At 66.0% G+C, this 26,303-nt stretch carries 28 protein-coding genes; 9 read left to right on the top strand and 19 right to left on the bottom strand.

Features of this window, described 5'->3' with window-relative positions; all coding sequences use genetic code 11:
- Positions 1-722: 722 nt before the first annotated feature.
- The 6 genes from AC07PA_RS04530 to rpsP form a co-directional block, all read right to left on the bottom strand.
- Entirely contained in the window at positions 723-1,709 is a 987-nt protein-coding gene (locus AC07PA_RS04530) for a CobD/CbiB family protein (RefSeq protein WP_007859797.1), read from the bottom strand.
- Positions 1,710-1,772: 63 nt separating this feature from the next.
- Complete coding sequence (locus tag AC07PA_RS04525; protein ID WP_238541917.1) at positions 1,773-2,468, bottom strand: CoA pyrophosphatase; 696 nt, start codon at positions 2,466-2,468, stop codon at positions 1,773-1,775.
- A 134-nt stretch (positions 2,469-2,602) separates the two neighbouring features.
- A complete protein-coding gene (gene rplS / locus AC07PA_RS04520; protein WP_007859795.1) occupies positions 2,603-2,992 on the bottom strand; it encodes a 50S ribosomal protein L19 in 390 nt (129 codons plus the stop codon).
- Positions 2,993-3,133: 141 nt separating this feature from the next.
- Positions 3,134-3,892 carry a tRNA (guanosine(37)-N1)-methyltransferase TrmD gene (gene trmD, locus AC07PA_RS04515; RefSeq protein ID WP_494604452.1) on the bottom strand — a complete coding sequence of 253 codons (759 nt, stop codon included), beginning with the start codon at positions 3,890-3,892 and terminating at the stop codon, positions 3,134-3,136.
- 27 nt (positions 3,893-3,919) lie between these two features.
- Complete coding sequence (rimM, locus tag AC07PA_RS04510; RefSeq protein WP_494604450.1) at positions 3,920-4,489, bottom strand: ribosome maturation factor RimM; 570 nt, start codon at positions 4,487-4,489, stop codon at positions 3,920-3,922.
- A gap of 75 nt (positions 4,490-4,564) precedes the next feature.
- A complete protein-coding gene (gene rpsP / locus AC07PA_RS04505) occupies positions 4,565-4,816 on the bottom strand; it encodes a 30S ribosomal protein S16 (protein ID WP_007859791.1) in 252 nt (83 codons plus the stop codon).
- A gap of 147 nt (positions 4,817-4,963) precedes the next feature.
- Between rpsP and AC07PA_RS04500 the strand changes: the two genes are divergently transcribed.
- Entirely contained in the window at positions 4,964-5,485 is a 522-nt protein-coding gene (locus AC07PA_RS04500) for a GNAT family N-acetyltransferase (protein ID WP_494604447.1), read from the top strand.
- A gap of 8 nt (positions 5,486-5,493) precedes the next feature.
- Entirely contained in the window at positions 5,494-5,940 is a 447-nt protein-coding gene (locus AC07PA_RS04495) for a TM2 domain-containing protein (protein WP_494604445.1), read from the top strand.
- Positions 5,941-6,016: 76 nt separating this feature from the next.
- On the opposite strand, the gene AC07PA_RS04490 is transcribed toward AC07PA_RS04495, so the two are convergent.
- Both AC07PA_RS04490 and AC07PA_RS04485 read right to left on the bottom strand, forming a co-directional pair.
- Positions 6,017-7,027, bottom strand: coding sequence for an inorganic phosphate transporter (locus tag AC07PA_RS04490; RefSeq protein WP_007859788.1), 1,011 nt, complete (start codon positions 7,025-7,027; stop codon positions 6,017-6,019).
- Positions 7,028-7,045: 18 nt separating this feature from the next.
- The gene (locus AC07PA_RS04485) at positions 7,046-7,693 is read right to left on the bottom strand and encodes a DUF47 domain-containing protein (RefSeq protein WP_007859787.1); all 648 of its coding nucleotides are present in this window, start codon (positions 7,691-7,693) and stop codon (positions 7,046-7,048) included.
- Positions 7,694-7,988: 295 nt separating this feature from the next.
- Between AC07PA_RS04485 and AC07PA_RS04480 the strand changes: the two genes are divergently transcribed.
- Positions 7,989-8,612 carry an outer membrane beta-barrel protein gene (locus AC07PA_RS04480; protein WP_494604443.1) on the top strand — a complete coding sequence of 208 codons (624 nt, stop codon included), beginning with the start codon at positions 7,989-7,991 and terminating at the stop codon, positions 8,610-8,612.
- Positions 8,613-8,691: 79 nt separating this feature from the next.
- Here AC07PA_RS04480 and AC07PA_RS04475 read toward each other — a convergent pair whose 3' ends face one another.
- The 5 genes from AC07PA_RS04475 to AC07PA_RS04455 all read right to left on the bottom strand — a co-directional run bounded on the left by AC07PA_RS04475 (position 8,692) and on the right by AC07PA_RS04455 (position 13,908).
- On the bottom strand, positions 8,692-9,420 hold the full coding sequence (locus AC07PA_RS04475; RefSeq protein ID WP_007859785.1) for an ABC transporter ATP-binding protein: 729 nt from the start codon (positions 9,418-9,420) through the stop codon (positions 8,692-8,694).
- Positions 9,421-9,422: 2 nt separating this feature from the next.
- A complete protein-coding gene (locus AC07PA_RS04470; RefSeq protein ID WP_007859784.1) occupies positions 9,423-10,205 on the bottom strand; it encodes an ABC transporter ATP-binding protein in 783 nt (260 codons plus the stop codon).
- 20 nt (positions 10,206-10,225) lie between these two features.
- Positions 10,226-11,305 carry an ABC transporter permease subunit gene (locus tag AC07PA_RS04465; protein ID WP_007859781.1) on the bottom strand — a complete coding sequence of 360 codons (1,080 nt, stop codon included), beginning with the start codon at positions 11,303-11,305 and terminating at the stop codon, positions 10,226-10,228.
- 11 nt (positions 11,306-11,316) lie between these two features.
- Positions 11,317-12,246 carry a branched-chain amino acid ABC transporter permease gene (locus AC07PA_RS04460; RefSeq protein WP_007859779.1) on the bottom strand — a complete coding sequence of 310 codons (930 nt, stop codon included), beginning with the start codon at positions 12,244-12,246 and terminating at the stop codon, positions 11,317-11,319.
- Positions 12,247-12,564: 318 nt separating this feature from the next.
- Entirely contained in the window at positions 12,565-13,908 is a 1,344-nt protein-coding gene (locus AC07PA_RS04455; protein WP_494604439.1) for a replication-associated recombination protein A, read from the bottom strand.
- Between the two features lie 211 nt (positions 13,909-14,119).
- On the opposite strand from AC07PA_RS04455, the gene AC07PA_RS04450 reads away from it, so the two are divergent.
- Entirely contained in the window at positions 14,120-14,572 is a 453-nt protein-coding gene (locus AC07PA_RS04450; protein ID WP_007859774.1) for a hypothetical protein, read from the top strand.
- Positions 14,573-14,613: 41 nt separating this feature from the next.
- On the top strand, positions 14,614-14,979 hold the full coding sequence (locus AC07PA_RS04445) for a hypothetical protein (protein ID WP_007859772.1): 366 nt from the start codon (positions 14,614-14,616) through the stop codon (positions 14,977-14,979).
- Positions 14,980-14,993: 14 nt separating this feature from the next.
- Here the strand turns inward: AC07PA_RS04445 and lolA are convergent, their stop codons facing one another.
- The 3 genes from lolA to AC07PA_RS04430 are packed head-to-tail and all read right to left on the bottom strand — an operon-like array spanning position 14,994 to position 18,741.
- The gene (gene lolA / locus AC07PA_RS04440) at positions 14,994-15,626 is read right to left on the bottom strand and encodes an outer membrane lipoprotein periplasmic chaperone LolA (protein ID WP_494604436.1); all 633 of its coding nucleotides are present in this window, start codon (positions 15,624-15,626) and stop codon (positions 14,994-14,996) included.
- A 41-nt stretch (positions 15,627-15,667) separates the two neighbouring features.
- Entirely contained in the window at positions 15,668-18,004 is a 2,337-nt protein-coding gene (locus AC07PA_RS04435; protein ID WP_007859767.1) for a DNA translocase FtsK, read from the bottom strand.
- A gap of 59 nt (positions 18,005-18,063) precedes the next feature.
- Positions 18,064-18,741 (bottom strand): Crp/Fnr family transcriptional regulator, encoded by a 678-nt coding sequence (locus AC07PA_RS04430; RefSeq protein WP_007859765.1) that lies wholly within the window; start codon positions 18,739-18,741, stop codon positions 18,064-18,066.
- 210 nt (positions 18,742-18,951) lie between these two features.
- Here AC07PA_RS04430 and trxB point away from each other — a divergent pair, with 210 nt between their 5' ends.
- From trxB to rpmG, 3 genes are all read left to right on the top strand, one after another.
- Positions 18,952-19,902, top strand: coding sequence for a thioredoxin-disulfide reductase (gene trxB / locus AC07PA_RS04425; protein WP_007859764.1), 951 nt, complete (start codon positions 18,952-18,954; stop codon positions 19,900-19,902).
- Between the two features lie 248 nt (positions 19,903-20,150).
- The gene (gene rpmB / locus AC07PA_RS04420) at positions 20,151-20,384 is read left to right on the top strand and encodes a 50S ribosomal protein L28 (RefSeq protein ID WP_007859763.1); all 234 of its coding nucleotides are present in this window, start codon (positions 20,151-20,153) and stop codon (positions 20,382-20,384) included.
- A gap of 11 nt (positions 20,385-20,395) precedes the next feature.
- Complete coding sequence (gene rpmG, locus AC07PA_RS04415) at positions 20,396-20,566, top strand: 50S ribosomal protein L33 (protein ID WP_007859760.1); 171 nt, start codon at positions 20,396-20,398, stop codon at positions 20,564-20,566.
- 88 nt (positions 20,567-20,654) lie between these two features.
- On the opposite strand, the gene AC07PA_RS04410 is transcribed toward rpmG, so the two are convergent.
- Positions 20,655-22,139, bottom strand: coding sequence for an aminotransferase-like domain-containing protein (locus AC07PA_RS04410; RefSeq protein WP_494604432.1), 1,485 nt, complete (start codon positions 22,137-22,139; stop codon positions 20,655-20,657).
- A 216-nt stretch (positions 22,140-22,355) separates the two neighbouring features.
- On the opposite strand from AC07PA_RS04410, the gene AC07PA_RS04405 reads away from it, so the two are divergent.
- Positions 22,356-22,829 carry a hypothetical protein gene (locus AC07PA_RS04405; RefSeq protein WP_035206102.1) on the top strand — a complete coding sequence of 158 codons (474 nt, stop codon included), beginning with the start codon at positions 22,356-22,358 and terminating at the stop codon, positions 22,827-22,829.
- On the opposite strand, the gene AC07PA_RS04400 is transcribed toward AC07PA_RS04405, so the two are convergent.
- Both AC07PA_RS04400 and AC07PA_RS04395 read right to left on the bottom strand, forming a co-directional pair.
- Complete coding sequence (locus tag AC07PA_RS04400; RefSeq protein WP_494604430.1) at positions 22,801-24,693, bottom strand: hypothetical protein; 1,893 nt, start codon at positions 24,691-24,693, stop codon at positions 22,801-22,803. The two genes, AC07PA_RS04405 and AC07PA_RS04400, sit on opposite strands and share 29 nt — an antisense overlap.
- A 96-nt stretch (positions 24,694-24,789) precedes the next feature.
- Entirely contained in the window at positions 24,790-26,004 is a 1,215-nt protein-coding gene (locus AC07PA_RS04395) for a DesA family fatty acid desaturase (protein WP_007859753.1), read from the bottom strand.
- Positions 26,005-26,303: the final 299 nt, after the last annotated feature.

Below are 26,303 nucleotides of genomic sequence, written 5' to 3'. Positions count from 1 at the left end.
CGCCAAAAGAAAGTAGGCAAAGAAAAGGCGACCCCGCTGCCCGTGTCCCCCTCGCCCGGTGGGCGAGGGGGCAGCCTGCGATGCTCCAAGCTGGGGTGCGCCTCGCAACTCACTGCGTTCCCCTTCGGGCGAACTCCGTTCAGACATCTGCGGCGAGTCAGATCACGAAGCGCGTGTGTCCTTCGGCACACGCGCCACCCCAGCTTCTGCGCTTCTCGGCACGGTCAGAAGGGGGTGGATACCAACACGGGCCATTGCTTCGCTCGGCCTGTGGTCCTTCGCTGCGCTCGGCTCGCCAGGGCGATCACCCCCCAACGGTCGGCAGCGCGCAGCGCGAACCGACCCCAGGCGCAGCTGCGCAGCAGCAGCCGATTGGTACCCGCTCCCCACCCCTGCTGGCTGCGCCGAGAAGCGCAGGAGCTGGGGTGGGTGCATGTGCCGAAGGACACATGCACTTCGTGGTCTGGCTTGCCGATGCTGTTTGAGCGGAGTTCACCCGCAGGGGGAACGCAGCGAGTTCATCGGCACCACCCCAGATCCGAGCATCGCAGGTTGCCCGCAGCGAAGCGAAGGGACGCAGACTGGGGGTCGCCTTTTCTTGGCCCACCTTCTTTTGGCGACGCAAAAGAAGGTGGGTGCGCCGCCGGGCGCACATCCCGGCTCCCGCCTTCAGCACAGGCATGCTGCACAAGCCAGCCAACCACTCACCCAAGAAACAAAGATCAGCCCAGCAAGCGAGCCAAGGTCAACAAAGCCAGCAGCAGCATCCACACCACCACCGACCTCCACACCAACCCCACGACACTGCGCAAATGCCCGACTTCAGGCTCCCGCCCCGGGGTGGAGTCACTGTCCCCCATATCAGCATCGATCTCCAGCCCCTGCGGCGTATGCAACACCGACCGGGCCTTGAGCGCCTCGCCCCCCAGGCGGACGTTGATGGCCCCTGCCGTCGCAGCCAGCACCACCCCATCGTTGTCATTCGGAAAACGCTGCGCATGGAAGCGCCAGCCTTCGATCGCCTCCTCGAAGCTACCCACCACCGCAAAGCTCAGTGCGGTCAGCCGCGCAGGCACCCAGTCGATCACCGTCCAGGCCTGGGCCGAGGCGCGTTGCAACGATTCGCTCGCGGGTTGGGCGCCCATGCGCTGGCGGTAGTGCCAGTAGCGCGAGGCGAATTCGGCCAGCCGGTACAGCACCGCGCCCGTGGGCCCCAGGCCCAGCGCGGCCAGCACCGAGAACCAGGCCAGCACGCCGAACACGTGTCGGTGGGCGGCGAGCACCGAGTACTCGATCACGTGGCGCACGATCTCGCTGCGCGGCAAGAGGCCCACGTCCACCTGCTGCCAGTGGGCCAGACGCTCGCGGGCCGCGTCCTCATTGCCCTCTTCCAGCGCATCGCGGATGCCGGTGAAGTGGTGGCTGAACTGGCGAAAGCCCAGGGTGACGTAGAGCACCGCCACGCTCCAGAGCACGGCGAACGGCCAGCCCAACCCCCACAGCAGCAGCCAGTGGATGGCCAGCACCACCAGCGACGGCACGAGCACCGCCAGACCCCAGGCCACCCAGCCATGGTGGGACTTGCCGGCGTCGAAATTGCGGCTCACCGACAGGGCCCATGCACGCAAGCCTGCGTGGATGGGATTGCTGCGGGCCAGCGGACGGGCCTGCTCGATCAGCAGAGCGAACAGGATGGCGAAGAAACTCATGGGCGCCAATGATACTGGCGCTGCGCGTTCATGGAACGGCTTTGCAATTGCCGGCCGCCAGGCTCAGGCCAGCATGAAGCGGTAGAAGTTGCGCAGCATGCCTGCCGTGGCACCCCAGATGTGGTGGTTCTTGTCACCGTCCTGGTAGGGCATCGAAAACCATTCACGGGCCACCCCCTCCCACTCCAGCCGGTGGCGCTGGTGGTGGGCCGGGTCGAGCAGAAAAGCCAGCGGCACCTCGAACAGGTCCGCCACCTCGTAGGGGTTGGGCGTGAGCACGCAGTCGGGTTGCACCAGCGCGACCACGGGCGTGATGATGAAGGAGGTGCCGGTCACGTAGACGGGCAGCGAACCGAGCACCTCCACGTACTGGCGTTCGAGCCCCACTTCCTCGTAGGCCTCACGCAGCGCGGTGTCCGCCGGGTCGGCATCCTCGGGGTCGGCGCGGCCGCCGGGAAAGGCGATCTGCCCCGAGTGCGTGGACAGGTGCGCCGTGCGCTCGGTCAACAGCACCATGGGTTGCTCGCGCAGCACGATGGCCAGCAGCACCGAGGCATGGGCCGGCTCGCGGTTGGCGAACTTGCGCTCCAGCACCACCTCGGGCTCCCACTGCGGCGGTTGGGCAAACCGCAGGCGCAACGCCTCGGGGGTCTGCGCGGCCAGCGCAACAGAGGGCAGGTGCCCGTCCACCCCCACCACCGGCACCTTGCGCGGATCGAAATCGGGCAGGGTGGACAGGGGCGGAATGACGGAGGACACGGGGCTGATCGGTGGGTTCACTGCGGTGGCAAGGTGCAAGGTGGTGGGCGAGATGGATGGCAAACAGGGAGCGGCAAAAAAGCAAAAAGCCGCTACAGGCTGGCTGTAGCGGCTTGTCTGGACGGGGCCAGTCCTCAGGCGGCAGTGGCTGCGGCAGCAACCTTGACGCGCGAAGGCAGCTTTTCCTTGATACGTGCCGACTTGCCGCTGCGGTCACGCAGGTAGTACAGCTTGGCACGGCGCACGTCACCGCGGCGCTTGACTTCGATGCCGGCGATCAGCGGGCTGTAGGTCTGGAACGTACGCTCCACGCCTTCGCCGCTGGAGATCTTGCGCACGGTGAAGCCGCTGTTCAGGCCGCGATTGCGCTTGGCAATCACCACGCCTTCGTAAGCCTGCACGCGCTTGCGGGTACCTTCCACCACGTTCACGCTCACGATGACGGTGTCACCAGGGGCGAATTCGGGGATGGTCTTGTTCAAGCGGGCGATTTCTTCCGCTTCCAGGGTTTGAATCAGGTTCATGTTTACATCCAACGATCATGTCCGCGCCAAAAAATGGCTTCGTCGGGATTGACGGTTCTGTGTCGTGCGGGGCCCCAAAGGATCGGGGCGCCAGGGCAAAACGGCCGGCCAGAGGATCGAAAAGCCTTTGATTATAGCAAGTCAGCGCAATTTGGCCAATACGGCATCGTCGGCGGGGGTGATGCGGCCGGCCGCACGGGCTGCCGCAATCAGGTCCGGGCGGTAGCGCGCGGTGATGGCCAGACGCTGGTCACGCCGCCAGCGCTCGATCTGCGCATGGTGGCCCGACATCAGCGCAGCCGGCACGGCCTGGCCTGCCCACTCTTCGGGGCGGGTGTAGTGGGGGCAGTCGAGCAGGCCGTCGAGCGCGGGGTTGAAGCTGTCGAGCTGGTGGCTGCCCTCGTCGTTGAGCACGCCGGGCTGCAGGCGCGCCACGGCATCGAGCAGCGCCATGGCGGCGATCTCGCCGCCCGAGAGCACGAAATCGCCCAGGCTGACCTGCACGTCCACATGGGCATCGATGAAGCGCTGGTCGATGCCCTCGTAGCGCCCGCACAGCAGCACCGCACCGGCGCTGGCGGACCAGCGCTCCACGGCTGCGTGGTTGAGCGGCGCGCCGATGGGCGAGAACAGCACCAGTGGGGCCTGGCCCTCGGCGGGCTCGGCCCGTTCGCTGCGGATGGCCGCCAGGCAGCGCGCCAGCGGCTCGGCCAGCATCACCATGCCCGGGCCGCCGCCAAAGGGCCGGTCGTCGACCCGGCGGTAGTTGCCCTCGGCATGGTCGCGCGGGTTCCACAGCCGCACGTCCACCTGGCCGCTGGCATAGGCGCGCCGGGTCACGCCGCTGGCCAGAAAAGGCGCAAACAGCTCGGGGAACAGGGTGATGATGTCAAAGCGCATGGTGCGCAGCCGTCTGCTGCCGTGGGCTCAGTAGTCGGGTTGCCAGTCGACGGTGATGCGCTTTTCGGGCAGCTCGACCTTGTCGACGAAGTTGGCAACGAAGGGAATCATGCGCCCCTGCACCTTGCCCCCCTCCTCGTACTCGATCACCAGCACGGTCTGCGGGCCAGTGGAGAGCAGCTCGCGCACGCTGCCCAGGGCCAGCCCTTCGCGGTTGACCACGGCCAGGCCGATCAGGTCCACCCAGTAGTACTCGTCGGTGGCGGTGGAGGGGAAGCTCGAGCGCGGCACGAAGATGCGCGCGCCGCGCAGCGCCTCGGCGCCGTTGCGGTCGTCGATGCCCTGGGCCCAGGCCACCACGGTGTCCGAATGGTCCTTGGCCTGGCGGATCGGCAGCAGCACGGTGCCCGAGAAGGTCTTGGCACCCCGCTCGGAGGGCTGCAGGTACCAGCTCTTGGCGGAGAACAGGGCCTCGGGGTTGCTGCTGTGGGGCAGCACCTTGAACCAGCCCTTGATGCCCCAGGCATCGGAGATGCGCCCCACTTCGACGGCGTCGGCAGGCAGTTCTGCGGATTCGAGGGTCAGGTTCGTGGCCATGGAATGGATCTCGGAAATAGGAAAAGGGCGGGTTCCGCCAGGCAAGCCGACGGAACCCGCCCTTTTCAGGGAGCTTTAAGCAGCCTTCTTGGCGGCTTGCTTGATCAGGCGGTCCACGGTAGGCGAGGACTGGGCGCCCACGCTCTGCCAGTACGTCAGGCGGTCCTGAGCGATGCGCAGGCCTTCTTCGGTTTCCTTGGCGGTGGGGTTGTAGAAGCCCAGGCGCTCGATGAAGCGGCCATCGCGGCGCACGCGCTTGTCGGCAACGACGATGTTGAAAAATGGACGGCCCTTGGAGCCGCCGCGAGAGAGTCGAATGACGACCATGATTTATCCTTCGGGTGTTGGGTTCCGGCAATGCCTGCCGAAAGCCACAGTGTTCGCAACCATATTCGCAACGCTTGAGACACGCGACATGGCCACCCGGCCAGCGACACGCTGCAAAGCCCGCGATTATATCCAATTCCCCCTTTCATGCTTATTGTTCGTCCAAGTACCGACGCCGACCTGCCCGCGATCACCGCCATCTATGCCCACCATGTGCTCAACGGCACCGGTACTTTCGAGATAGATCCCCCCACCGCAACCGACATGGCAGGCCGCCGCGCCGACGTGCTGGCGCGCGGCCTGCCCTGGCTGGTGGCCGAGCAGGAGGGACAGGTGCTGGGCTTTGCCTACGCCAACTGGTTCAAGCCGCGCCCGGCCTACCGCTTTTCGGCCGAGGACTCGATCTACGTGGCCGACAGCGCCCGCGGCATGGGGGTCGGCCGCCAGTTGCTGGCCGAATTGATCGCCCAGGCCGAGGCGGTCGGCGTGCGCAAGCTGCTGGCCGTGATCGGCGACTCGGCCAACGCCGGCTCCATCGGCGTGCACCGCGCCCTGGGCTTCACGGACGTGGGCGTGCTGCGCTCCATGGGCTGGAAGTTCGGCGCCTGGCGCGACATCGTGCTCATGGAAAAGACCCTCGGCGCGGGCGACACCACTTCGCCGGAATAATCCACCCCATGAAAAACAAAACCCTGGCCGCCTGGCTGGCCTTCCTGGGCGGCCCCTTGGGCCTGCACCGCTTCTACCTGCACGGCATGGGAGACATGCTGGGCTGGCTGCTGCCCATCCCCACGGCGCTGGGGATCTATGGCATCCAGCGCGTGCAGCAGCTGGGCCAGGACGACCACTACAGCTGGGTGCTGATCCCCCTGCTGGGCTTCACCATCGCCGGCTGCGCACTGCGCGCCATCCTGTACGGCCTGACGACGCCCGAGCGCTGGAACGCCCGCTACAACCCGAACACCCCGGTGGACGCGCCCGCCGGCCAGACGCAGTGGACCACCATCGGCGCCATCGTCCTGGCCCTGCTGCTGGGCACCACGGTGCTGATGGCCAGCCTGGCCTTCAGCTTCCAGCGCTATTTCGAGTACCAGATCGAGGAAGCGCGCAAGATCTCGCAATAGGCCCTTCTCCACGAAAAAAGGCCTCCGGGATGCATCATCCCGGGGGCCTTTTTCTTGGCCGGTGCCTGGCCGCGGCTCAGTACAGCTGCAGGCTCACCCAGTAGGCGATGGCCGCCACGAAGGCACTGGCCGGGATGGTGAGCACCCAGGCCCAGACGATGTTGCCGGCCACGCCCCAGCGCACGGCGCTGGCGCGCTGGGTCGAGCCCACGCCGACGATGGCGCCGGTGATGGTGTGCGTGGTGGAAACCGGGATGCCCAGCGTGGTGGCTAGGAACAGGGTCAGCGCCCCGCCCGTCTCGGCGCAGAAGCCGCCCACGGGCTTGAGCTTGGTGATCTTCTGGCCCATGGTCTTGACGATGCGCCAGCCACCGAACATGGTCCCGAGGCCGATGGCCACGTAGCAGCTCACGATGGTCCAGGTCGGGGGCGAGGCATCGGTCGTCGAGGCATAGCCCGTGGCGATCAGCAGCAGCCAGATGATGCCGATGGTCTTTTGCGCATCATTGCCGCCATGGCCCAGGCTGTAGGCCCCGGCCGAGACGAGCTGCAGGCGCCGGAACCACTTGTCCACCTTGCTCGGCCGCGAGCGCCGGAAGATCCAGGCCACGGCCACCATCATCAGCGAGCCCAGCGCAAAACCCAGCAGCGGCGAGACGAAGATGAAGGCCACGGTCTTGAGGATGCCGGTGGAGACCAGCGCGCTCGCGCCGGCCTTGGCGATCACCGCGCCCACGATGCCGCCGATCAGCGCATGCGAGGAGCTGCTGGGGATACCGTAGTACCAGGTGATCACGTTCCAGGTGATGGCGCCCACCAGGGCGCCGAACACCACGTGCGTGTCCACGATGCCGGGCTGCACGATGCCCTTGCCCACCGTGGCGGCCACGCTCAGGTGGAACACGAAGATGGCCACGAAATTGAAGAATGCCGCGAACAGCACCGCCTGCGCGGGCTTGAGCACGCCGGTGGAGACCACCGTGGCGATCGAGTTGGCGGCATCGTGGAACCCGTTCATGAAGTCGAACAGGAGGGCGAGCGCCACGAGCAAGATGACAACCCACAGGGCTGCTTGTACGGTTTGCATGCTGCTGGACCCTGTCGATCAGGAGTTCTCGAGGACGATGCCCTCGATGCAGTTGGCCACGTCCTCGCACTTGTCGGTGATGGTTTCCAGCAGCTCGTAGATGGCCTTGAGCTTGATCACTTCGCGCACATCGGGCTCCTCGCGGAACAGCTTGCTCATGGCGCTGCGCATCACGCGGTCGGCGTCGGATTCGAGCTTGTCGATCTCCTCGCAGGTCTTGAGGGCGGCCTCGGCCACGGCAGGGTCGGCGATCTTGTCGAGCAGCTTCACGGCATCGCGCACGCGCTCGCAGCACTTGAGGCTCAGGTCCGTCAGGCGCGTGATCTCGTCCGTCATGTGGCGCACGTCGTACAGCGCCATGGTCTCGGCCGAGTCCTGGATCAGGTCGGCCACATCGTCCATGGTGTTGATCAGCGTGTGGATCTGCTCACGGTCGATGGGGGTGATGAAGGTCTTGTGGATGGCCTTGTTGACCTCGTGCGTCACGCGGTCGGCAGCCCGCTCGGCGTTGTCGACGTCCTGGTTGTACTTGTCGCGCAGGTGCGGATCGTTGTAGTTCGCCACCAGTTGCGAGAAGGCGCGAGCCGCTTCCACGATGCGGTCCGCATGCTGGTTGAACATTTCGAAAAAGTTGCCTTCGCGTGGCAACAGCTTGGCAAACAGCATGGGAGAGGCTCCTGGAACGGGGGATGGGATTTCTTGAAAATGACGACGCCATGACAAAACCATGACGCCAGCGTGACTGCCCGGAGTTTAACCGCCGGGCCATTCCAGGCCGACCCGAGACCCATCCGAGCGGCCCCGCGGCCCCAACCGGCCGATCGCCGGATCCCCGGACTGGGCCTACCCGCCAGCTGCCCACAGTCCTACAGGGGTTGGCCGGGCCGCAGCTTAGATTGGGCGTTCGCCTCGCGGGCACACCCCGCCCGCCGAACTTCTCCACGATCCAAGGACATACCCCATGCCATCCCCGCTCCGAATGATTCCCTGGCTGGCAGTTGCTGCAGCCGCCTGCGTCGCCACCGGCGTGCACGCGCAGACCAGCAGCAGCAACAGCGCGACAAAGCAGCAGCGCGACTCTGTCATCCCGTACACCCAGCAAGGCTACATCGGCCTGAGCGGTGGCCGCTCCAACTACGATCTCAACGCCGGCCCCGCTGGCACCGGCCTGGGCTTCGACGACTCCGACGCCGCCTGGAAGCTGTCCACCGGCGGCTATTTCCACCCCAATGCCGGCGTGGAACTGAGCTACCTGAATGCCGGCAAGGCCCACCGCCTGGGGGGCACCACCCGGGCCCAGGGCGTCAACCTGAGCCTGGTCGGGCGGGCCCCGCTGAACGAGCAGTTCGACCTGTTCGGCAAGGTGGGTACCACCTATGGCCGCACGCGCACCTCGGGCTTCTCGGGCCTGGGCGTGGCCACGGGCAAGGACAGCGGCTTCGGCCTGTCCTATGGCCTGGGCGCACGCTGGAACTTCAACCAGCAGTGGGCCGCCGTGGTGGAGTGGGAGCGCCACAAGTTCCACTTCGCGGACGACAACTCGGGCGTGAAGATGACCACGCTGGGCGTGCAGTACAAGTACTGAGTCCGGCCTGCCATCGGCCGGCACCCGCCATGAAAAATGCCGCCCCTCGGGGCGGCATTTTCTTGCGTGCAGCGGGTGCTTACTCGCCCAGGTAGGCGGCGCGCACCTTGGGATCGCTCAGCAGTTCCCGACCCGGGCCGGTCATCGTGATCAGGCCCGACTCCATCACGTAGCCTCGGTCGGCGATGGCCAGCGCGCGGCTCGCGTTCTGCTCCACCAGCACGATGGTCACGCCCAGGGCGTACACGTCGCGCACCACCTCGAAGATCTTGTCCACCATGATGGGCGACAGGCCCATGGAGGGCTCGTCCAGCAGCAGGACCTTGGGCTGGCTCATCAGCGCGCGACCCATGGCCAGCATCTGCTGCTCACCGCCCGACATGGTGCCGGCCAGTTGGTCCTTGCGCTCGCGCAGGCGCGGGAAGATGGTGAACATCTTCTCGATGTCGGCCAGGATGCCGGCCTTGTCCTTGCGGATGTAGGCGCCCATCTGCAGGTTCTCGGTGATGGTCATGCGCGCAAACACGCCACGGCCTTCCGGCACCATCACCAGACCATCCTTGACCAGGTCCCAGGCGCCCTTGCCCTTGATGCTCTTGCCCAGGTACTCGATGTCGCCATCGCCCATGGGCAGCGTACCCGTGATGGCCTTCATGGTGGTGGTTTTGCCGGCGCCGTTGGAGCCGATGAGCGAGACCAGCTCGCCTTCGCGCACTTCGAAGTCCACGCCCTTGACGGCCTGGATACCGCCGTAGGCCACCTTCAGGCCCTTGACCTGCAGCAGTACCTTGTTCGATTTTTCGGCCATTCTCAGTGTCCTCCGGTGCCCAGATAGGCCTCAATCACTTTTTCGTTCTTCTGCACTTCGGCAGGGTTGCCTTCGGCAATCTGCTTGCCGTAGTCGAGCACGGTCACGCGATCGCACAGGCCCATCACCAGCTTCACGTCGTGCTCGATGAGCAGGATGGTGCGGTTGTCGTTGCGGATGCGGTCGATCAGCTCGCGCAACAGCACCTTCTCGGTGGCGTTCATGCCGGCGGCGGGCTCGTCCAGGGCGATCAGTTGGGGATCGGTGGCCAGGGCACGGGCGATCTCCAGGCGGCGCTGGTCGCCGTAGCTCAGGGTGCGCGCCTTGTAGTCGGCAAACTTGCCGATGCCCACGTAGTCGAGCAATTCCTGCGCGCGCCTGGCGATGGCCAGCTCTTCCTCCTTGAAGCTTTTGGTGCGGAACACCGCTCCCACCAGGCCGGACTTGGTGCGGATGTGGCGGCCCACCATCACGTTCTCGAGCGCCGTCATTTCGGCAAACAGGCGGATGTTCTGGAAGGTGCGGGCAATGCCCGCCTTGGCCACTTCGTGCACGGCCGTGGGCTCGTAGGGCTTGCCGGCCAGCTCGAAGGTGCCACTGTCAGGGGTGTACAGACCGGTGATCACGTTGAAGAACGTGGTCTTGCCTGCGCCGTTCGGACCGATCAGGCCATAGACCTGGCCGCGCTCAATCGTGATGCCCACGTCGGAGAGGGCCTGCAAGCCGCCGAAGCGCTTGGAAATGCCCGCAACCTTCAGCACCACATCTTTGGATTTCTCTGCCATGTTCTAACTTTCTGCGGTGTTCAGGACTTCTGCGTGAGGCTCTTGCCGTGCTCGGGCGCGGGCCACAGGCCACGGGGGCGCATCAGCATGATGACGATCATCGCCACGGCAATCAGGAACTGGCGCAGGATGGCAGAGTCGAGGCGGCCATCGGTCATGGCCTGCAGCGGACCGGCCACGTAGCGCAGCACCTCGGGCAGGGCCGACAGCAGCACGGCACCCAGGATCACGCCGGGGATGTGGCCGATGCCACCCAGCACCACCATGGCGACGATCATGACCGACTCCATCAGGCTGAAGGATTCGGGCGAGACAAAGCCCTGGAAGGCACCGAACATGGCACCCGAGACGCCACCGAACGAGGCGCCCATGCCAAAGGCCAGCAGCTTGAGGTTGCGGGTGTTGATGCCCATGGCCTTGGCGGCGATCTCGTCTTCGCGGATGGCCATCCAGGCACGGCCGATGCGCGAATCCTGCAGGCGGTAGCAGATGACGATGCTGATGATCACCAGCACCAGGAACAGGTAGTAGTACAGCGTGACGGAGTTGATGTCGAAGCCGAACAGCTCCAGGCGCTTGCCCAGGTCCAGACCGAAGATCTTGACCGAGTCGATCTGCCCCAGGCCCTTGGGGCCGTTGGTCAGGTTGACCGGGTGGTCCAGGTTGTTCAGGAAGATGCGGATGATTTCACCGAAGCCCAGCGTCACGATGGCCAGGTAGTCGCCGCGCAGCTTGAGCGTGGGCGCCCCGAGCAAGGCCCCGAACAGCGCCGCGACCAGCGCCGCCAACGGTATCACCAGCCACAGCGAGGTGTGCAGGCCGTTGGGGAACATGGCCGCAAAGGCTGTGAAGGTATCGGCCAGGTGGGGCGACGCCATCAGCGCGAACAGGTAGGCACCCACGGCATAGAAGGCCACGTAGCCCAGGTCGAGCAGGCCGGCGTAGCCGACCACGATGTTCAGGCCCAGGGCCAGCATCACGTACAGCAGGGCCAGGTCGGCGATGCGCACCCAGGCGTTGCCGAAGAATTGCAGGATCAGCGGGAGGATCAGCAGCGCGATGCCGCCGACGACCCATTTGGCAAGGTTGTTGTTCTTCATGGCGAGGGTCCTCAGGCTCGATCCGCCACACGCTCACCCAGCAGACCCGAAGGACGCAGCGTGAGAATGATGATCAGCACGATGAAAGCAAAGATGTCGGTGTAGTGGCTGCCCAGCAGGCCGCCTGTGAGGGCGCCGATGTAGCCCGAGCCGATGGCTTCGATCAGGCCCAGCAGGATGCCGCCGACCACTGCGCCGGCCAGGTTGCCGATGCCGCCGAACACGGCGGCCGTGAAGGCCTTGAGGCCCGGCAGGAAGCCCATGGTGTGCTGCGCCGTGCCGTAGTTGGAGGCGTACATGATGCCGGCAATGGCCGCCAGGATGGCACCGATGATGAAGGTGGCCGAGATCACCATGTCGGGCTTGACACCCATCAGCGAGGCCACGCGGGGATTCTCTGCCGTGGCGCGCATCGCGCGGCCCAGGTTGGTGTGGTTCACCAGGTAGACCAGCGAGGCCAGGGCGATCGCGGTCACGCCCAGGATCAGGATCTGGGTGGGGGTGATGAAGGCGCCGCCGATCTGGAACGGCGAGCTCGGGAGCATCGTCGGATAGGGCTTGTAGTTGGGCTTCCAGATGATCATGGCCAGCGTCTGCAGCAGGATGGACATGCCGATCGCGGTGATCAGGGGGGCCAGGCGCGGGCTGCTGCGCAGCGGCCGGTAGGCGACTTTTTCAATCACGAAGTTCAGGGTGGCAGCGACCACGCAGGCAATGATGGTCGCCAGCAGCAGGATCAGCCATCCGGGTGCGCCGGGCATGGCCCCTTGCATCAGGCCGATACAGCTCCAACTGGTGAGTGCACCGATCATGAGCACCTCGCCGTGGGCGAAGTTGATCAGTTGAATAATGCCGTACACCATCGTATAGCCCAAGGCTATCAAGGCGTACATGCTGCCGAGAACCAGACCGTTGATGATCTGTTGCAGCAAAATGTCCATAAGAGAAGTCCTTCGTTTGTAACGCACCCCAAGCGCAGGCACCGGAATCGGTACAGCCTTGTGGGCCCGACTGCCATCTAGCAAAAAACCCGCCAGAAATGCAGCTGTGCGGGTTTGTGGACGGGATTGTAGCCAGTAGTGTCAGGAGCCCCCCTCCAGGATTGGCGGGGTTTTCCCTCGGGTTCGCAAGTCCATCAGCGACCGCCCGGGTACATAAGTAATTTTGATACACGCAAGAATATTGCTGCGCAAACTTATTACCGCACTCATGCAAAATCGGCATAACGCCGGATTCAACGCAATTTGTCCTGCTGCCCTTCAGTCCTCGGGTAGCGCTGCGCCTTCGGCCGTGCTGTTGCGATCACGCAGCTCACGCAATTTCTGTGCGATCTTGATTTCAAGTCCGCGCTCCACCGGCTGGTAGAAGCCGGGCGCTTGCATGCCCTCGGGCAGGTAGTTTTCGCCCGCCGCGAAACCGCCCTCCTCGTCGTGCGCGTAGCGGTAGCCCTTGCCGTAATCGAGCTGCTTCATGAGCCTGGTCGGTGCATTGCGCAGGTGCATGGGCACCGGGCGCGTGCCATCTTGCTTGACCCAGGCGCGCGCCGCGTTGTAGGCCTTGTAGACGGCATTCGACTTGGGCGCAACGGCCAGGTAGACGACGCACTCGGCCAGCGCCAGCTCGCCCTCGGGCGTGCCCAGGCGCTCATAGACCTCGGCGGCATCGAGCGCCAGGCGCAGCGCGCGCGGGTCGGCCAGGCCGATGTCCTCGCTGGCCATGCGCACCAAGCGCCGCGCCATGTAGCGCGGGTCGGCCCCGCCATCGAGCATGCGCACCAGCCAGTACAGCGCCGCATCGGGGTCGGAGCCGCGCACGGATTTGTGCAGCGCGCTGATGGTGTCGTAGAACTGCTCGCCGCCCTTGTCGTAGCGGCGCATGCGCTCGCCCAGCACCTTGAGCAGCCACGCATCCGAGATCTCGGCCAGTTGCTCCTGCGTGGCCGCCATGGCCAGGGTTTCCAGCGTGTTGAGCAGGCGCCGGGCATCGCCGTCGGCATAGGCCACGAGCCGGTCGATGGCGTCCTGCTCGATGGCCGGCAGGGCGCCCTGCTGCTGGGCCAGTGCCACGAGCTGCTGCAGATCCTCGGCCGACAGGGGCTGCAGCACATAGACCGCAGCGCGCGACAGCAGCGCAGAATTGACCTCGAACGAGGGGTTCTCGGTGGTCGCGCCGATGAAGGTGAACAGGCCGCTTTCCACGTGCGGCAGGAAGGCGTCCTGCTGGCTCTTGTTGAAGCGGTGCACCTCGTCCACGAAGACGATGGTGCGCTGCTGCATGAGGCCATCGCGCGCGAGTTCGGCGCGTTCCACCGCCTCGCGGATGTCCTTGACCCCGCCCAGCACGGCACTGATGCTGATGAACTGCGCGTCGAAGGCGTCGGCCATCAGGCGCGCGATGGTGGTCTTGCCCACGCCCGGTGGGCCCCACAGGATGCAGCTGTGCGGGCGGCCCGACTCGAAGGCCAGGCGCAGCGGCATGCCGGGCCCGAGCACCTGCTGCTGCCCGATCACTTCGCCGAGCGTGCGCGGGCGCAGGCGCTCGGCCAGCGGCTGGTGGGTGGCGCCGGAGGCAGGAGAGGACGAAGAACTGCGCGAGGAACTCATGAAAGGGGCCATCGTGGAAGGGTGGATGCCATGGCGGGCACAGCATCCAGATGGAGGTTCGGCAGCCCACTGCAAGCGGACGGCATGCCCGATTCCAACACAGGCCCGCACCCGAAACGCCAACAATGTCACAGAATCCTGCGGCCCCTGGCATGAACCTGCCCGGGCCTGGCCTATAAAGCGGGCAGACAACTGCCCTATTTTCCTCGCCATGGCACATTCGCACCCACTTCGGCATTGGCTGCGCCCGCTCGCGCTGGCCGCCCTGGCCTTCTCCAGCTTCGCCCTGCCTGCGCTGCAGGCCCACGCACAGAGCACGCGCCCCGCCGCGAGCGCGGTCGTGCAGGACACGGCCACGGCCCTGGTCGGCTGGTGGGAGGAGTACTCGCCCTCCTCCAACATCGTGCAGTTCCTGCCCGATGGCACGGTGCGGCTCTACCTCAAGAAAGGCGAGATCGATGCACTGCGCAGCCTGGACGGCACCTGGAAGGTGGCGAGCGATCCGACGGGCATCGAGATGGTGTTTACCGTGCGCGGGCGCACCCTGACCCGGCGCGCACAGATATCCTTCGAGGGGCCGGAAATGGTCATCCACGAAGGAAAGACCCAACCGACCCGCCACCGCCGGCACTCGGGCCAGTTGCCCGAGGCCTACCTCTGGTGAGGCCGCTGCCCCCGGCCTCCTCCCATTCGATCACGCACACCATGACCCATCCCACCAAACGCTCCCTTTCCAGCCTGCTGCTCAGCGTTTCCCTGACCCTGCTGGCAGCAGCCGCCCATGCCGACGTGACCGAAGCCGAGGCCATCGAGGCCCAGCTGGGCTCGGCCCTCGCGTCGGCCGATTTCGCGGCCAAGAACTGCCCCAACCTCGGCATCAACGACGACAAGGTGCAGGAGCTGCTCAAGCGCATCAAGAAGACCGCGGCAGACCTGCGTGCCGGCGAGGACTACGACGAGCAGCGCACCGTGGTCCAGCAGCTCGAAAAGCAGCAGGGCCGCGCCATGATCTGCATGGTGCTGCCCTCGGCGCACGGCGGCTATGCGCGCGGCGTCATCCAGAAGAAATAGGCCGCAGCGTCCGCCTACTGCTTGACCACGTCCGCCCCGGCAGGCGGCTTGAACTGGAAGGTGCCGGCCGGCAGCGGCGGGTTGGCCTGCATGCCGCTGAAGCGGATGGCCGAGCGCTGGCCGAAGCTGTCCAGGATGTCCAGGGCCGCCAGCTGCTCACCCGCGAAGCCCACGCGCACGCTCTGCAGTTGCCCGTCCTTGGCCTTGGGGCGCGCCAGCACCCATTGCAGGCCGTCGGCCTCGGGCGCCGCCTCGAGCGTGAAGTCGGCCTTGAGCGCCGACAGGTCGGGGGCCGAGGCCAGCAGGGCCGCCGGTGTGGTGCCCAGGGCCTGGGCCTGGGCGCGCTGCGTGACCTGGTTCAGGTCCACGTCGTGCAGCCACAGGGTCTGGCCATCGGCCACGATGGTCTGCTCGAAGGGCTTCTTGTAGACGAACTTGAAGCGCCCCGGGCGCTGGAACTCGAACGATCCGCTGGAGCTCTTGGTGCGCGCCGTCTGCCCCTCCTTGGGCGGCGAGGTCACCACCTGGGTGAACTCGGCGCGGCCCGTCTGGGTGCTCTTCATGAAGGATTCGAGGCTCTTGAGCCCGTCCGCGCTGGCCCACTGGGCACTGGCCGCGATCACGATGGCTGTCACAACTTTTTTCAAAAATAGACTCCTTGGGTGGTGGGCGCCGGGCCCGCAACGCCTCATTCAGGGCGAGCAGGCACCAGCACTTCGCGCTGGCCGCTGGCGGTGAGGCCGCTGACTAGGCCCGCCTTCTCCATGTCCTCCAGCAGGCGCGCCGAGCGGTTGTAGCCGATGCGCAGCTTGCGCTGGACGTAGGAGATGCTGGCCTTGCGGTCCTTGAGGACCACTTCCACGGCCTGGTCGTACATGGGGTCTTTTTCACCCCCTTCACCGCCACCGCCCTCCCCTGACAGATCCCCGTCGCCGTCCACAGTTCCGCCTTCGAGCACGCCCTCTATGTAGTCCGGCTCCCCTTGTTCCTTGAGGTAATGGACGACACGGTGCACTTCTTCGTCCGACACGAAGGCGCCGTGCACGCGGATCGGCAGTCCGGTGCCGCTGGCCATGTAGAGCATGTCGCCCATGCCCAGCAGGGCTTCGGCGCCCATCTGGTCGAGGATGGTGCGGCTGTCGATCTTGCTGCTCACCTGGAAGGCGATGCGGGTCGGGATGTTGGCCTTGATCAGGCCAGTGATCACGTCCACGCTGGGGCGCTGGGTGGCCAGGATCAGGTGGATACCGGCGGCGCGCGCCTTCTGCGCCAGGCGCGCGATCAGCTCTTCGATCTTCTTGCCCACCACCATCATCAGGTCGGCCAGTTCGTCGATGACGACCACGATGTGCGGCAGGCGCTGCAGCGGCTCGGGCTCCTCGGGCGTGAGGCTGAAGGGGTTGTAGAGGAACTCCTCGCGCGCCTTGGCCTCGTCGATCTTGGTGTTGTAGCCAGCCAGGTTGCGCACGCCGAGCTTGCTCATGAGCTTGTAGCGGCGCTCCATCTCGGCCACGCACCAGTTCAGGCCGTGGGCGGCCTGTTTCATGTCGGTGACCACGGGCGCCAGCAGGTGCGGAATGCCTTCGTAGACCGACATTTCCAGCATCTTCGGGTCGATCATCAGCAGGCGCACGTCGCGCGCCTCGGCCTTGTAGAGCAGCGAGAGGATCATGGCGTTGATCCCCACCGACTTGCCCGAGCCCGTGGTACCGGCCACCAGCACGTGCGGCATCTTGGCCAGGTCGGCCACCACCGGGTTGCCCACGATGTCCTTGCCCAGGCCCATGGTGAGCATGCTCTTGGCCTCGTGGTAGACCTGCGAGCCGAGGATCTCGGACAACCGGATCGACTGGCGCTTGGCGTTGGGCAACTCCAGCGCCATGAAGTTCTTGCCGGGGATGGTTTCCACCACGCGGATGGAGACCAGGCTCAGCGAGCGCGCCAGGTCCTTGGCCAGGCCCACGATCTGCGAGCCCTTCACGCCCGTGGCGGGCTCGATCTCGTAGCGTGTGATCACCGGGCCGGGCATGGCCGCGACCACGCGCACTTCCACGCCAAAATCCTTGAGCTTCTTCTCGATCAGGCGGCTGGTCATCTCCAGCGTCTCGGGCGCCACGGTCTCCTGGCGCTGCTGCGGGCCGTCGAGCAGGTCCACCAGCGGCAGCTTGCTGTCGGGCATCTCGGTGAACAGGGGCTTTTGCCGCTCCTTGACCACACGGGTGCTCAGCGGCAGGTCGACCAGCACGGGCTCGATGATCTGCACCGGCTGCGGGTGGTGTTCCTCGCTCTCGGTCTTTTCTTCCAGCACCACCACGGCGCGCTCGCGCGCGGCCTTGCGGCCCACGGCCACATCCTTGGCCACCTCGCGCTGCGTACGGCGCGACTGCACCAGCGCATCGATGCGCCCGCCCAGCACCTCGGCCACATGGCCCCAGGAAAAACGGAACACCAGGGCCGCGCCCAGCACGGCGAGCACGATGCACAACAGGGCCGAGCCGGTGAAGCCCAGCCATTTGACGCTGGCCGGCCCCGTGAGGTAGCCGAGCACGCCGCCGGCATGGCCGGGCAGCAGCGATTCGAAGCGGTACAGGCGCGACCATTCGAGCGCGGTGCTGGCACACATCAGCACCACCAGCCCGCCCCAGAACAGGCCGCGACGCGCCATGGGGCTCACGGCACCGGGCAGCACCTCACCGCCGCGCATCCAGCGCGCCAGCGACGACAGCCACGAGCGCACGCCCGCCGCCACGCACCACCAGACCGAGAAACCGAGGGCAAAGTAGCTGCCATCGGCCAGCCAGGCACCCAAGCGCCCGGCCCAGTTGAGCACGGCACGCGAATCCGAGGGGCCGGAGGACGACCAGGCGGCATCCTGCGCGGAGTAGCTGACCAGCGCCAGCAGCCAGAAGACCAGGGCCAGGAGCCCCAGCACCAGGCCGATTTCATGCCCGAAGCGGGCCGCGCCCGAGCGGGGCGGCGACTTCACGGCGGACGATGCGTTCAATGTATTGAGTGAGTAGGTCATAAGCGTGCCGCGACAAGCTTACCCTATGGACACCTGCGCGCCGCTGCGCAGAAGCCGTCTCAGCCCAGCGCGTCCAGACGGTCCTTGAGCACCGTGGCACCGGTGGGCAGCACCTCGATGAAACCGCGCTCCTCCAGGTCCTTCATGACGCGACTGACCATCTCGCGCGAGGCACCGACCATCTTGGCCAGGTCCTGGCGCGAGATCTTGTCGCGGATGATGCGCTGGCCCTGCGCGTCGGTGGTCGCAAAATCCAGCAGCGCATGGGCCACGCGGCCGTACACATCGAGCAGGGCCAGGGATTCGATCTTGCGGTCGGCATGGCGCAAGCGCTTGACCAGCCCGCGCATGACCACCAGCGACATCGAGGCGTTTTCCGTCAGGCAGCGTGCGAATTCGGTGCGCCCGAGCATCAGCACGTCGGTCTGCACCTCGGCGCGCACGGTGGCCGAATGGGGTTCGTTGTCGATGATGCTCATCTCGCCCAGGTAGTCCCCCTGCGCCAGGTTGGCCAGGATCACCTCGCGGCCCCGGCTGTCGGTCGTGAGCACGCGCGCCCGCCCGGTGAGCAGGATGAACAGCGCGTTGGATTTTTGCCCCTGCTCGACCAGCGCCTCGCCGCGCTTGAAGCGCTTCTTGACCACGGCACCACTGATCACCTCGGCCTGGGCCACGGTGAGCAGCGAAAACAGCGGTACCCGGCGCAGCAGGTCCAGGTTGGACAACATCGTTGACATGGAAACTTCTCCTCTCTAAAGGCGCGGCTCCACCGGTGCCGCAGCGGGTTATTCAGGGCGCATCCTCGCGCGCCCTGATGGGTTCTTACAATCGCCGTGATTGAAATTGGGGCTGCGTGTGGCGACCGAGCGCGGTTGATACTTGGCGCCCCGCCCCCCAGCTTTCCCAACAGCGCCCCGTGTAGCGGGCGCAAAACACAGGCTTTTACCATGTCTACCACCCAACACGCGAAAGTTCTGATCCTCGGCTCCGGTCCTGCCGGCTACACCGCAGCGGTCTATGCAGCCCGCGCCAACCTCAATCCGGTGCTGATCACCGGCATGTCCCAGGGTGGCCAGCTGATGACCACGACGGAAGTCGACAACTGGCCGGCCGACGTGAACGGCGTGCAGGGGCCGGAGCTGATGCAGCGTTTCCTGGAGCACGCCGAGCGCTTCAAGACCCAGGTCATCTTCGACCACATCAACAAGGTCGACTTCAGCAAGCGCCCCTTCACCCTCACCGGTGACAGCGGCACCTACACCTGCGACGCGCTGATCCTGGCGACCGGGGCATCGGCCAAGTACCTGGGCCTGCCCTCCGAGGAGGCCTTCATGGGCCGGGGCGTCTCGGGATGCGCCACCTGCGACGGTTTCTTCTACCGCGACAAGCCCGTGGCCGTGGTCGGCGGCGGCAACACGGCCGTCGAAGAGGCGTTGTATCTCTCCAACATCGCCAGCAAGGTCACCATGGTGCACCGCCGCGACAAGTTCAAGGCCGAGCCCATCCTGGTGGACAAGCTCAACGAGAAGGTCGCCGCCGGCAAGATCGAGCTCAAGCTGTTCAACACCCTGGACGAGGTGCTGGGCGACGCCACCGGCGTGACCGGCATCCGCATCAAGAGCACCAAGGACGGCAGCACCGAGGACATCACGCTGCATGGCTGCTTCATCGCCATCGGCCACTCGCCCAACACCGATATCTTCAAGGGCCAGCTGGAGATGGAAGGCGGCTACCTCATCACCCAGGGCGGGCTCAAGGGCTTTGCCACGCAGACCAGCGTGCCCGGCGTGTTCGCGGCCGGCGACGTGGCGGACCACGTGTACCGCCAGGCCATCACCAGCGCCGGCACGGGCTGCATGGCCGCACTGGACGCCCAGCGCTTCCTCGAGCAGGAGTGAAAACCGCCGCGCCGGGACGCCATTTGACGCCACTGCGCGCGGGCCGCTATAATCCAAGGCTTTCCTGAATTCAGGCGGGTATCTGCTACCCGTTTTCTTGCAGGCAAAAAATCCAAATCGGGCCTCTTTTTCTGGGATGCCCGGGGTTACCGCCACCCTTTCTGGCGAGGTGAGGCCGCAAGCCAGCCCTTGGGAGATCCCCCAGGAGCACCGGGCGAACGGCCGTTGAACAGTATCGGAGTGTCCTCATGGCACGCGTCTGCGACGTAACGGGCAAGAAGCCCATGGTCGGGAACAACGTTTCCCACGCCAACAACAAAACCAAGCGCCGGTTCCTGCCGAACCTGCAATACCGCCGTTTCTGGGTCGAGACCGAAAACCGCTGGGTTCGCCTGCGCGTTTCGAGCGCCGCCCTGCGTTTGATCGACAAGAACGGTATTGACTCTGTGCTCGCAGACCTGCGCGCACGTGGCCAGGCTTAAGGAGAAACACCATGGCAAGCAAAGGCGGACGCGACAAGATCAAGCTGGAATCCACTGCGGGTACCGGTCACTTCTACACGACGACGAAGAACAAGAAGACCATGCCCGAAAAGATGCTGATCATGAAATTTGATCCCAAGGCACGCAAGCATGTGGAATACAAGGAAATCAAGCTGAAGTAATTCAGCCTTGGTTTACCCCAGAAAAAAGCCGCCCGGCACCCGCCGGGCGGCTTTTTCTTTGGCCGCTGCACACGAACGAAGGCAGAGATCAAGCGGCCCGCCGCACCGCGCCCGCCTGCTCATGCAGCAGGCGCCCCAGCTCACCATAGGCCCACTCCACCTCGGGCGAGAACGGCAGGCCGCAGCTCAGGCGCAAAAAGCCCTCGTAGCGCCCCGAATTGGAGAAGATCGGCCCTGGCGCCACGCGGATGCCCAAGGCCAGGGCCTGCTCGAACAGCAGGGATGAAGAGACACCGGCCGGCAGCTCGATCCACAGGCTGAGCCCGCCGGGCGGCACCGACAGGCGCGTGCCCTGCGGAAAATGCCGCGCCACCATCTGCACGCTGCGCTCGCGCTGCACCCTGAGCGCACTGCGAAAGCGGCGCAGGTGGCGCTCGTGCGCGGGTGTGCCCACCGTGCGCGCCGCCAGCAACTGGGCCCATACCTGCATGTTGCGGGTGCGGGCAAACTTCAGGATCTGGATGCGCTCGTGCCAGCGCCCGCCGTTCATCCACCCCTGGCGCAGGCCCGGCGCCAGCGTCTTGTTGAAGGACACGCAGTAGATCACCTGCCCCGTCTCGTCCCAGGCCTTGAGCGGGCGCTGCAGCACGGGCGCATCGACCAGCTCGCGGTAGATGTCGTCCTCGATCAGCGCCAGCTGGTGGCGCCGGCAGAAGGCCACCAGCCGCTCCTTGTGGCTGTCGGGCATGAGCGCGCCATTGGGCATCTGCAGGTGCGGCACCACCACCACGGCCTTCAGGCGCGGTTCGCTCTGCACGGCCAGCTCCAGGGCGTCGAGCGAGATGCCGGTGCGCGAGCTGCTGGGGATCTCCAGCGCGCGCAGGTTCTGGGTCTCCACCGCCTGCAGCACGCCATAGAAGGTGGGCGACTCCACGGCCACCACGTCGCCGCGCTCGGTCACTGCGGCGAGCGCCAGGTTCACCGCATCCGAATTGCCCAGGGTGGCCATCACCTCCTGCGGTGCCACGTTCACGCCGACTTCCAGCGCCTGCCGGGCCATGGCGGCCTGGAACAGGGGGTGGGTGCCGGGCCGTGAATTGCCCTGCACCAGCACCTCGGGAAACTCGCGCAGCAGTGCCGCGCCGACCCGGTTGAGGGTGAGGTGGTCGAACAGCTCGGGCGCGGGCATGGCCGCCCCCAGGTCCACGCGCACCTGGGCCCGGCGCCCCTGCTCCAGCCACAGCGAGATGCGCTCATTGATGCCCGCGAACTGGGCCCCGTCGATCTGCTGCACCGGGCAGCGGGGGTCGGGTTCGCTGCTGTGGTCCAGCAGGTGCACCCGGTGGTCCTGCACGAAATAGCCGACCCGGGGACGCGCCTGCACGCTGCCCTGCTCCTCCAAGGTGCGCAGCGCCTGCAGCGCGGTCGACAGGCTCACGCCATGGCGCTGCATCAGCTCGCGCACCGACGGCATGCGCGCGCCGGGCAGCAGCACGCCCTGGGCCACCGCCTGCTTGTAGTGGTCGGCCAGTTGGCGGTACAGGGGGAGGTTTTCTTCAGAAGATACAGGCATGGCGGGTCGATGATGCGCTCGAACCGGCAACCAGAACAGATACAGGGTTGCCGAAATCCAACCGAAACAGAGCAGAAATCCTTCCGCTGCTTCGCACCGCGCCACGCATCCCTGTGCCTGTTGCGATGCAGTCTACGGTTCTACGCTCAAGGCATGAAACAGCAGCACCCTACCCCATCCTTCACGGCCAGTGGCGCCTCCTGCCCTGAAGCCCCTGTGCAACCTGTCAGAGCCCAGGACGGCGCTGGCCGGACGCTGCGCCTGCAGCCGGGCCAGGGCCAGCTCGTCTGGCTGGATGCGAGCAGCGAGTTGCGCTGCCTCTCGGGCACTGCCGTCCTGAACAGCGCTCCGGCGCACCACCCTGGCGTCCCCTTCCCGATCCACCTGCTGCCCCACATGGCATGGCGCAGCGCACAAGGCGCCTGGGTGGGCATGCAGGCCGGGATGTCTTCGCCCGCCACGCTCCTGCTGACGCCGCCCGAGATGCCGCAGCAAGGCAGCGCCCATGAAACAAGTCGCCCAGGGCACCAGGCCTTGCAGCGGCTTCGGGACGGCCTGCGGCGGCTGTTCACCAAGAGCGCGCACCCTGCGGCTGACAGCGCCATTGCGATACACGGCCCCAGGGAACGCACCAACGCCCATCCTGGTACAGGCCAGTCACTCACAGGCCAGGGAGAGGTGGGCAGCTGACACGCATGAAGCGCAAATCCCCTTGCTCGTGGATGACGTGCAACGAACCTTCGGCCAGGGAGGATTCGATCGTGGGCGACAGAATGAAGCGGTGCAGCAGCAGGTAGCGAACCGGCGCGAACCGCGGCGCGATGGCGACCAATTCGCACCAGGGCCGGCCCCGCTCCAACGCTTGATGCAACGCGCGGGGCAGCACGTTGGGATCGCTCGTGAGCATGACCGTATGGCGCCTCAACTCTTCGATGATCAGCATGGATGAATAGGTCCCCATCAGCACCCCGTCGAAGCCTGGGTTGCGCTCGTAGTCGATCAGATAGCGGTTCAGCACTGGATCACCGGTCTCCCGCTGCAACGCCGACTGGCGCAGCCGCAAGTCCTCGGTGCTCCAGGGCGCCACCCATGCCAGCATGGCGAAGGCAGCCAGGGCACCGGCGGGCCCCCATCGGCGCAGCCCGGGATGGATCGAAACCACCAAGGCAACGTCGCCCGCAGCGGCCGGTGGCCGCTTTCTGGAGAATGCACCGAGGATATTGCGCACACCAATACCCAAAGCCCAGGCGACCGGCACCACCACGGGCAGGAAGTTGCGGATGTCGTAGGAAAACAGGCTGGCCCACAGCAGCAGGTAGGGCAGGCACAGGCCGAACACCAGCCGCCTGCCGCCCGGACTTTTGCACGCCGCAGCCAGCAGTGCACCGACGGCACTGGCAGCCACGGCAGCCGAGCCAAAACCGGCGAGCGCGCCCAGGAGCTGCCCCTGCAGAGCGTGGCCGATGCGCTGGCCCCAGCTCCGACCCGCGTGGATGGAGCCGACAAGGTAGTCGATGTTCGTGATATCGACCCCCGTCCAGATCCACCAGGCTACCCACAGATACCAGGGCGCGGCGAGCAGCAGAAAAAGCGACGCCTTGGCAAGTACCGACGTCCAGGACAGCTGTCGGCGCAGCAACAGGACGGCCGCCATGACCAGCCACAGCAACCATGCGATACCGCCGGGCTGTTTGGTCAGCAGCGCTGCAGCGGCACAGATGGCGGCCAGCGCCAAGGCCATGCGGAGGTTCACTCCACCACGGCAGCCCAGCAACAGCAGATAGGCAGTCACCGCAACGAAGCAGGCCACCGGCACATCGGCATAGCCAGAATCGGCCATGCCCCGGAACGCGAAGCGCAGCAAAACAAGCCAGGCCGCACATCCCCAGAGAAAGGCGTCGTCACGCCAGCGCCGGTATCCATCCACGAACAGCAGGCAGGGCAATGCAGGGAACAACAGCAGGAACAGCCGCGCCACCGGCTCTGCGGCCCGCGGGTCGACCCATCGATACAAACCGGCCAAGGCCGTTGGCAGCAGTTGTGGGTAGCCCGAGGTATTCGTCGGCAGGGTCTGGCGATGCCACTCCATCGCCCAGCGGTTCCAGCTGCTGATGGTGTCCCAGGCATCGAAGACGCCCGGATGGGAAAGGGCCACATCCTGGACGTACAGGGTGAGGGCCACGGCGACAGCGGCCATGCCGATGGCGTCCCGATACCAGGGGTTCGTGACAGGAAGAGATTGCACCGCAGGTTGCACGTGCCGAAAACAGCGCACGAGCCCGCCCCAGGCCAGCAGCGTGAGCGCGGCAGCGCCGGCCGGCAGCACCCAGGCAGGCCATCCTCCCTGGCCTGCCGCCACCGCAGCGAAAAAGACCTGGAAGTTTGCCAGCAAGCCAATGCCCACCCCCACACACAGGGTCGGCAGAAAACCCAGTTGCCGCCCGACCGCCGTAGTGGCCAGCCAGGGCCACAACAAGGGTGTGAACCCCACCCACTGGAGCAGTGCGATGAGTGCCGCAAAGGCGGCGTGGGTGTGCAGGGCGTCTACATCCATCGATGGGACCAGGCAGTGGTCACAGGGTGCCGGAGGTCCCCTGCGGAACGCAGACCCTGCATGGCCTTGCCTTGCGCAAGCCCTGCAAAGACACCGTCAGGCGCGCGCGGCCCGCAGGTTGACGGAGAAATCGCGCAGGGCGGCAATGCCGCTCTCTTCGGCGCGGCGGCACCAGGCCTGCAGGTCGGCCGTGAGCTGCTCGCGCGACTGCGTGGTGTTGAGCCACATCTGGCGCAGTTCCTCGCGCATGGTCACCATCTTGTCCAGGGCCGGGTGGGCAGCGCGCGCCTGGGCCAGCTGGGACTGGGCATTCGCGGGCACCTTTTCGGCGTCGCGGTGCAGCCAGCGCTTGGCGGCCTTGAGCACCGAGGCGTCGGCCTGGCGCGCCTGCAGCGCGGCGATCTCGTCCTTGCAGGCCTGGCGCACGCCGCGGGCATAGCCGGCCATGACCTCGTAGCGGTTGGCGATCAGGGCCTCCAGCGTTTTTTCGTCGGCCACGGGTTTCACGTCGCCGCGCAGCAGCTTGGGCGGGACCTTCTTGACCGTGGCCCAGCCAAGCTTCTTCATCAGGCTGATGTAGGCCCAGCCGATGTCGAACTCATAGGGCTTGACCGAGAACTTGGCCGAGGTCGGGTAGGTGTGGTGGTTGTTGTGCAGCTCTTCGCCACCGATGACCAGGCCCCAGGGCGAGAGGTTGGTGCTGGCGTCCGTCGCCTCGAAGTTGCGGTAGCCCCAGTAGTGGCCCACGCCGTTGACCACGCCCGCGGCCCAGAACGGGATCCAGAGCATCTGCACGGCCCAGACGGCCGCGCCTGCAGCACCGAACAGCGCCAGGTCGAGCACCAGCATCAGGCCCACGCCCTGCCAGCCGAAGCGGGTGTAGACATTGCGCTCCATCCAGTCATCGGGCGTGCCGTGGCCGAACTTCTTCATGGTCTCGAGGTTCTTCGATTCCGCACGGTACAGCTCGGCGCCGCGCCACATCACGGTATCCAGGCCACGCGTCTGCGGGCTGTGCGGGTCATCCGCGGTCTCGCACTTGGCGTGGTGCTTGCGGTGGATGGCGACCCACTCCTTGGTCACCATGCCGGTGCCGACCCACAGCCAGAAACGGAAGAAATGCGAAGGAATCGCATGCAGGTCCACCGAACGGTGGGCTTGCGAGCGGTGCAAGAAGATGGTGACGGCCGCGATCGTGATGTGGGTCGTCGCCAGCGTGTACAGCACGATCTGCCACCAGGCGAGGTTCCACAGTCCGTGGCCCAGCCAGTCGATGGCCGCGTTCAGTACAACCCAGTCGGGTAACAGCATATTCAGAAAAACCTTGTACAAGATACCCGACCACCAGCGATGGCGGGCAGGCCAATTTTAAAGGGCAGACCCCCTTTTCGATTAGAGGTTATCCACAGTATCCAGAGTGGATTGGCTCCTGCGTCGCCTGCATGACAAAGCCATGCAACCCCTGTGCCAGAACGCGCACGCACCGACATCCGACGCAACTGGCGCGCCCCAAGCCAGCGCCCCCGCGCAAGGGCCGCCCCGCCGCGCTGGGGGCGTCCCCCTCCCAGATTGCGAAGCAATAGGAGAGAGGGGGAAGGCGCGAAGCGACT

The sequence above is a fragment of the Acidovorax sp. GW821-FHT09B03 genome, from assembly GCF_059418305.1.
Note: the sequence above shows the minus strand (reverse complement) of the source record. Positions and strands in the feature narration are given on the sequence as shown.

Coding starts and splice junctions, on each gene's coding strand:
- AC07PA_RS04530 (WP_007859797.1), bottom strand. CDS start 1,709: ATGAGTTTCTTCGCCATCCTGTTCGCTCTGCTGATCGAGCAGGCCCGT.
- rplS (WP_007859795.1), bottom strand. CDS start 2,992: ATGAACCTGATTCAAACCCTGGAAGCGGAAGAAATCGCCCGCTTGAAC.
- trmD (WP_494604452.1), bottom strand. CDS start 3,892: ATGCGCTTTGACATCATCACCCTGTTCCCCGAGCTGTTTGCGCCTTTT.
- rimM (WP_494604450.1), bottom strand. CDS start 4,489: ATGGCCACGAACCTGACCCTCGAATCCGCAGAACTGCCTGCCGACGCC.
- rpsP (WP_007859791.1), bottom strand. CDS start 4,816: ATGGTCGTCATTCGACTCTCTCGCGGCGGCTCCAAGGGCCGTCCATTT.
- AC07PA_RS04500 (WP_494604447.1), top strand. CDS start 4,964: ATGCTTATTGTTCGTCCAAGTACCGACGCCGACCTGCCCGCGATCACC.
- AC07PA_RS04495 (WP_494604445.1), top strand. CDS start 5,494: ATGAAAAACAAAACCCTGGCCGCCTGGCTGGCCTTCCTGGGCGGCCCC.
- AC07PA_RS04490 (WP_007859788.1), bottom strand. CDS start 7,027: ATGCAAACCGTACAAGCAGCCCTGTGGGTTGTCATCTTGCTCGTGGCG.
- AC07PA_RS04485 (WP_007859787.1), bottom strand. CDS start 7,693: ATGCTGTTTGCCAAGCTGTTGCCACGCGAAGGCAACTTTTTCGAAATG.
- AC07PA_RS04480 (WP_494604443.1), top strand. CDS start 7,989: ATGCCATCCCCGCTCCGAATGATTCCCTGGCTGGCAGTTGCTGCAGCC.
- AC07PA_RS04475 (WP_007859785.1), bottom strand. CDS start 9,420: ATGGCCGAAAAATCGAACAAGGTACTGCTGCAGGTCAAGGGCCTGAAG.
- AC07PA_RS04470 (WP_007859784.1), bottom strand. CDS start 10,205: ATGGCAGAGAAATCCAAAGATGTGGTGCTGAAGGTTGCGGGCATTTCC.
- AC07PA_RS04465 (WP_007859781.1), bottom strand. CDS start 11,305: ATGAAGAACAACAACCTTGCCAAATGGGTCGTCGGCGGCATCGCGCTG.
- AC07PA_RS04460 (WP_007859779.1), bottom strand. CDS start 12,246: ATGGACATTTTGCTGCAACAGATCATCAACGGTCTGGTTCTCGGCAGC.
- AC07PA_RS04455 (WP_494604439.1), bottom strand. CDS start 13,908: ATGAGTTCCTCGCGCAGTTCTTCGTCCTCTCCTGCCTCCGGCGCCACC.
- AC07PA_RS04450 (WP_007859774.1), top strand. CDS start 14,120: ATGGCACATTCGCACCCACTTCGGCATTGGCTGCGCCCGCTCGCGCTG.
- AC07PA_RS04445 (WP_007859772.1), top strand. CDS start 14,614: ATGACCCATCCCACCAAACGCTCCCTTTCCAGCCTGCTGCTCAGCGTT.
- AC07PA_RS04435 (WP_007859767.1), bottom strand. CDS start 18,004: ATGACCTACTCACTCAATACATTGAACGCATCGTCCGCCGTGAAGTCG.
- AC07PA_RS04430 (WP_007859765.1), bottom strand. CDS start 18,741: ATGTCAACGATGTTGTCCAACCTGGACCTGCTGCGCCGGGTACCGCTG.
- trxB (WP_007859764.1), top strand. CDS start 18,952: ATGTCTACCACCCAACACGCGAAAGTTCTGATCCTCGGCTCCGGTCCT.
- rpmB (WP_007859763.1), top strand. CDS start 20,151: ATGGCACGCGTCTGCGACGTAACGGGCAAGAAGCCCATGGTCGGGAAC.
- rpmG (WP_007859760.1), top strand. CDS start 20,396: ATGGCAAGCAAAGGCGGACGCGACAAGATCAAGCTGGAATCCACTGCG.
- AC07PA_RS04410 (WP_494604432.1), bottom strand. CDS start 22,139: ATGCCTGTATCTTCTGAAGAAAACCTCCCCCTGTACCGCCAACTGGCC.
- AC07PA_RS04400 (WP_494604430.1), bottom strand. CDS start 24,693: ATGGATGTAGACGCCCTGCACACCCACGCCGCCTTTGCGGCACTCATC.
- AC07PA_RS04395 (WP_007859753.1), bottom strand. CDS start 26,004: ATGCTGTTACCCGACTGGGTTGTACTGAACGCGGCCATCGACTGGCTG.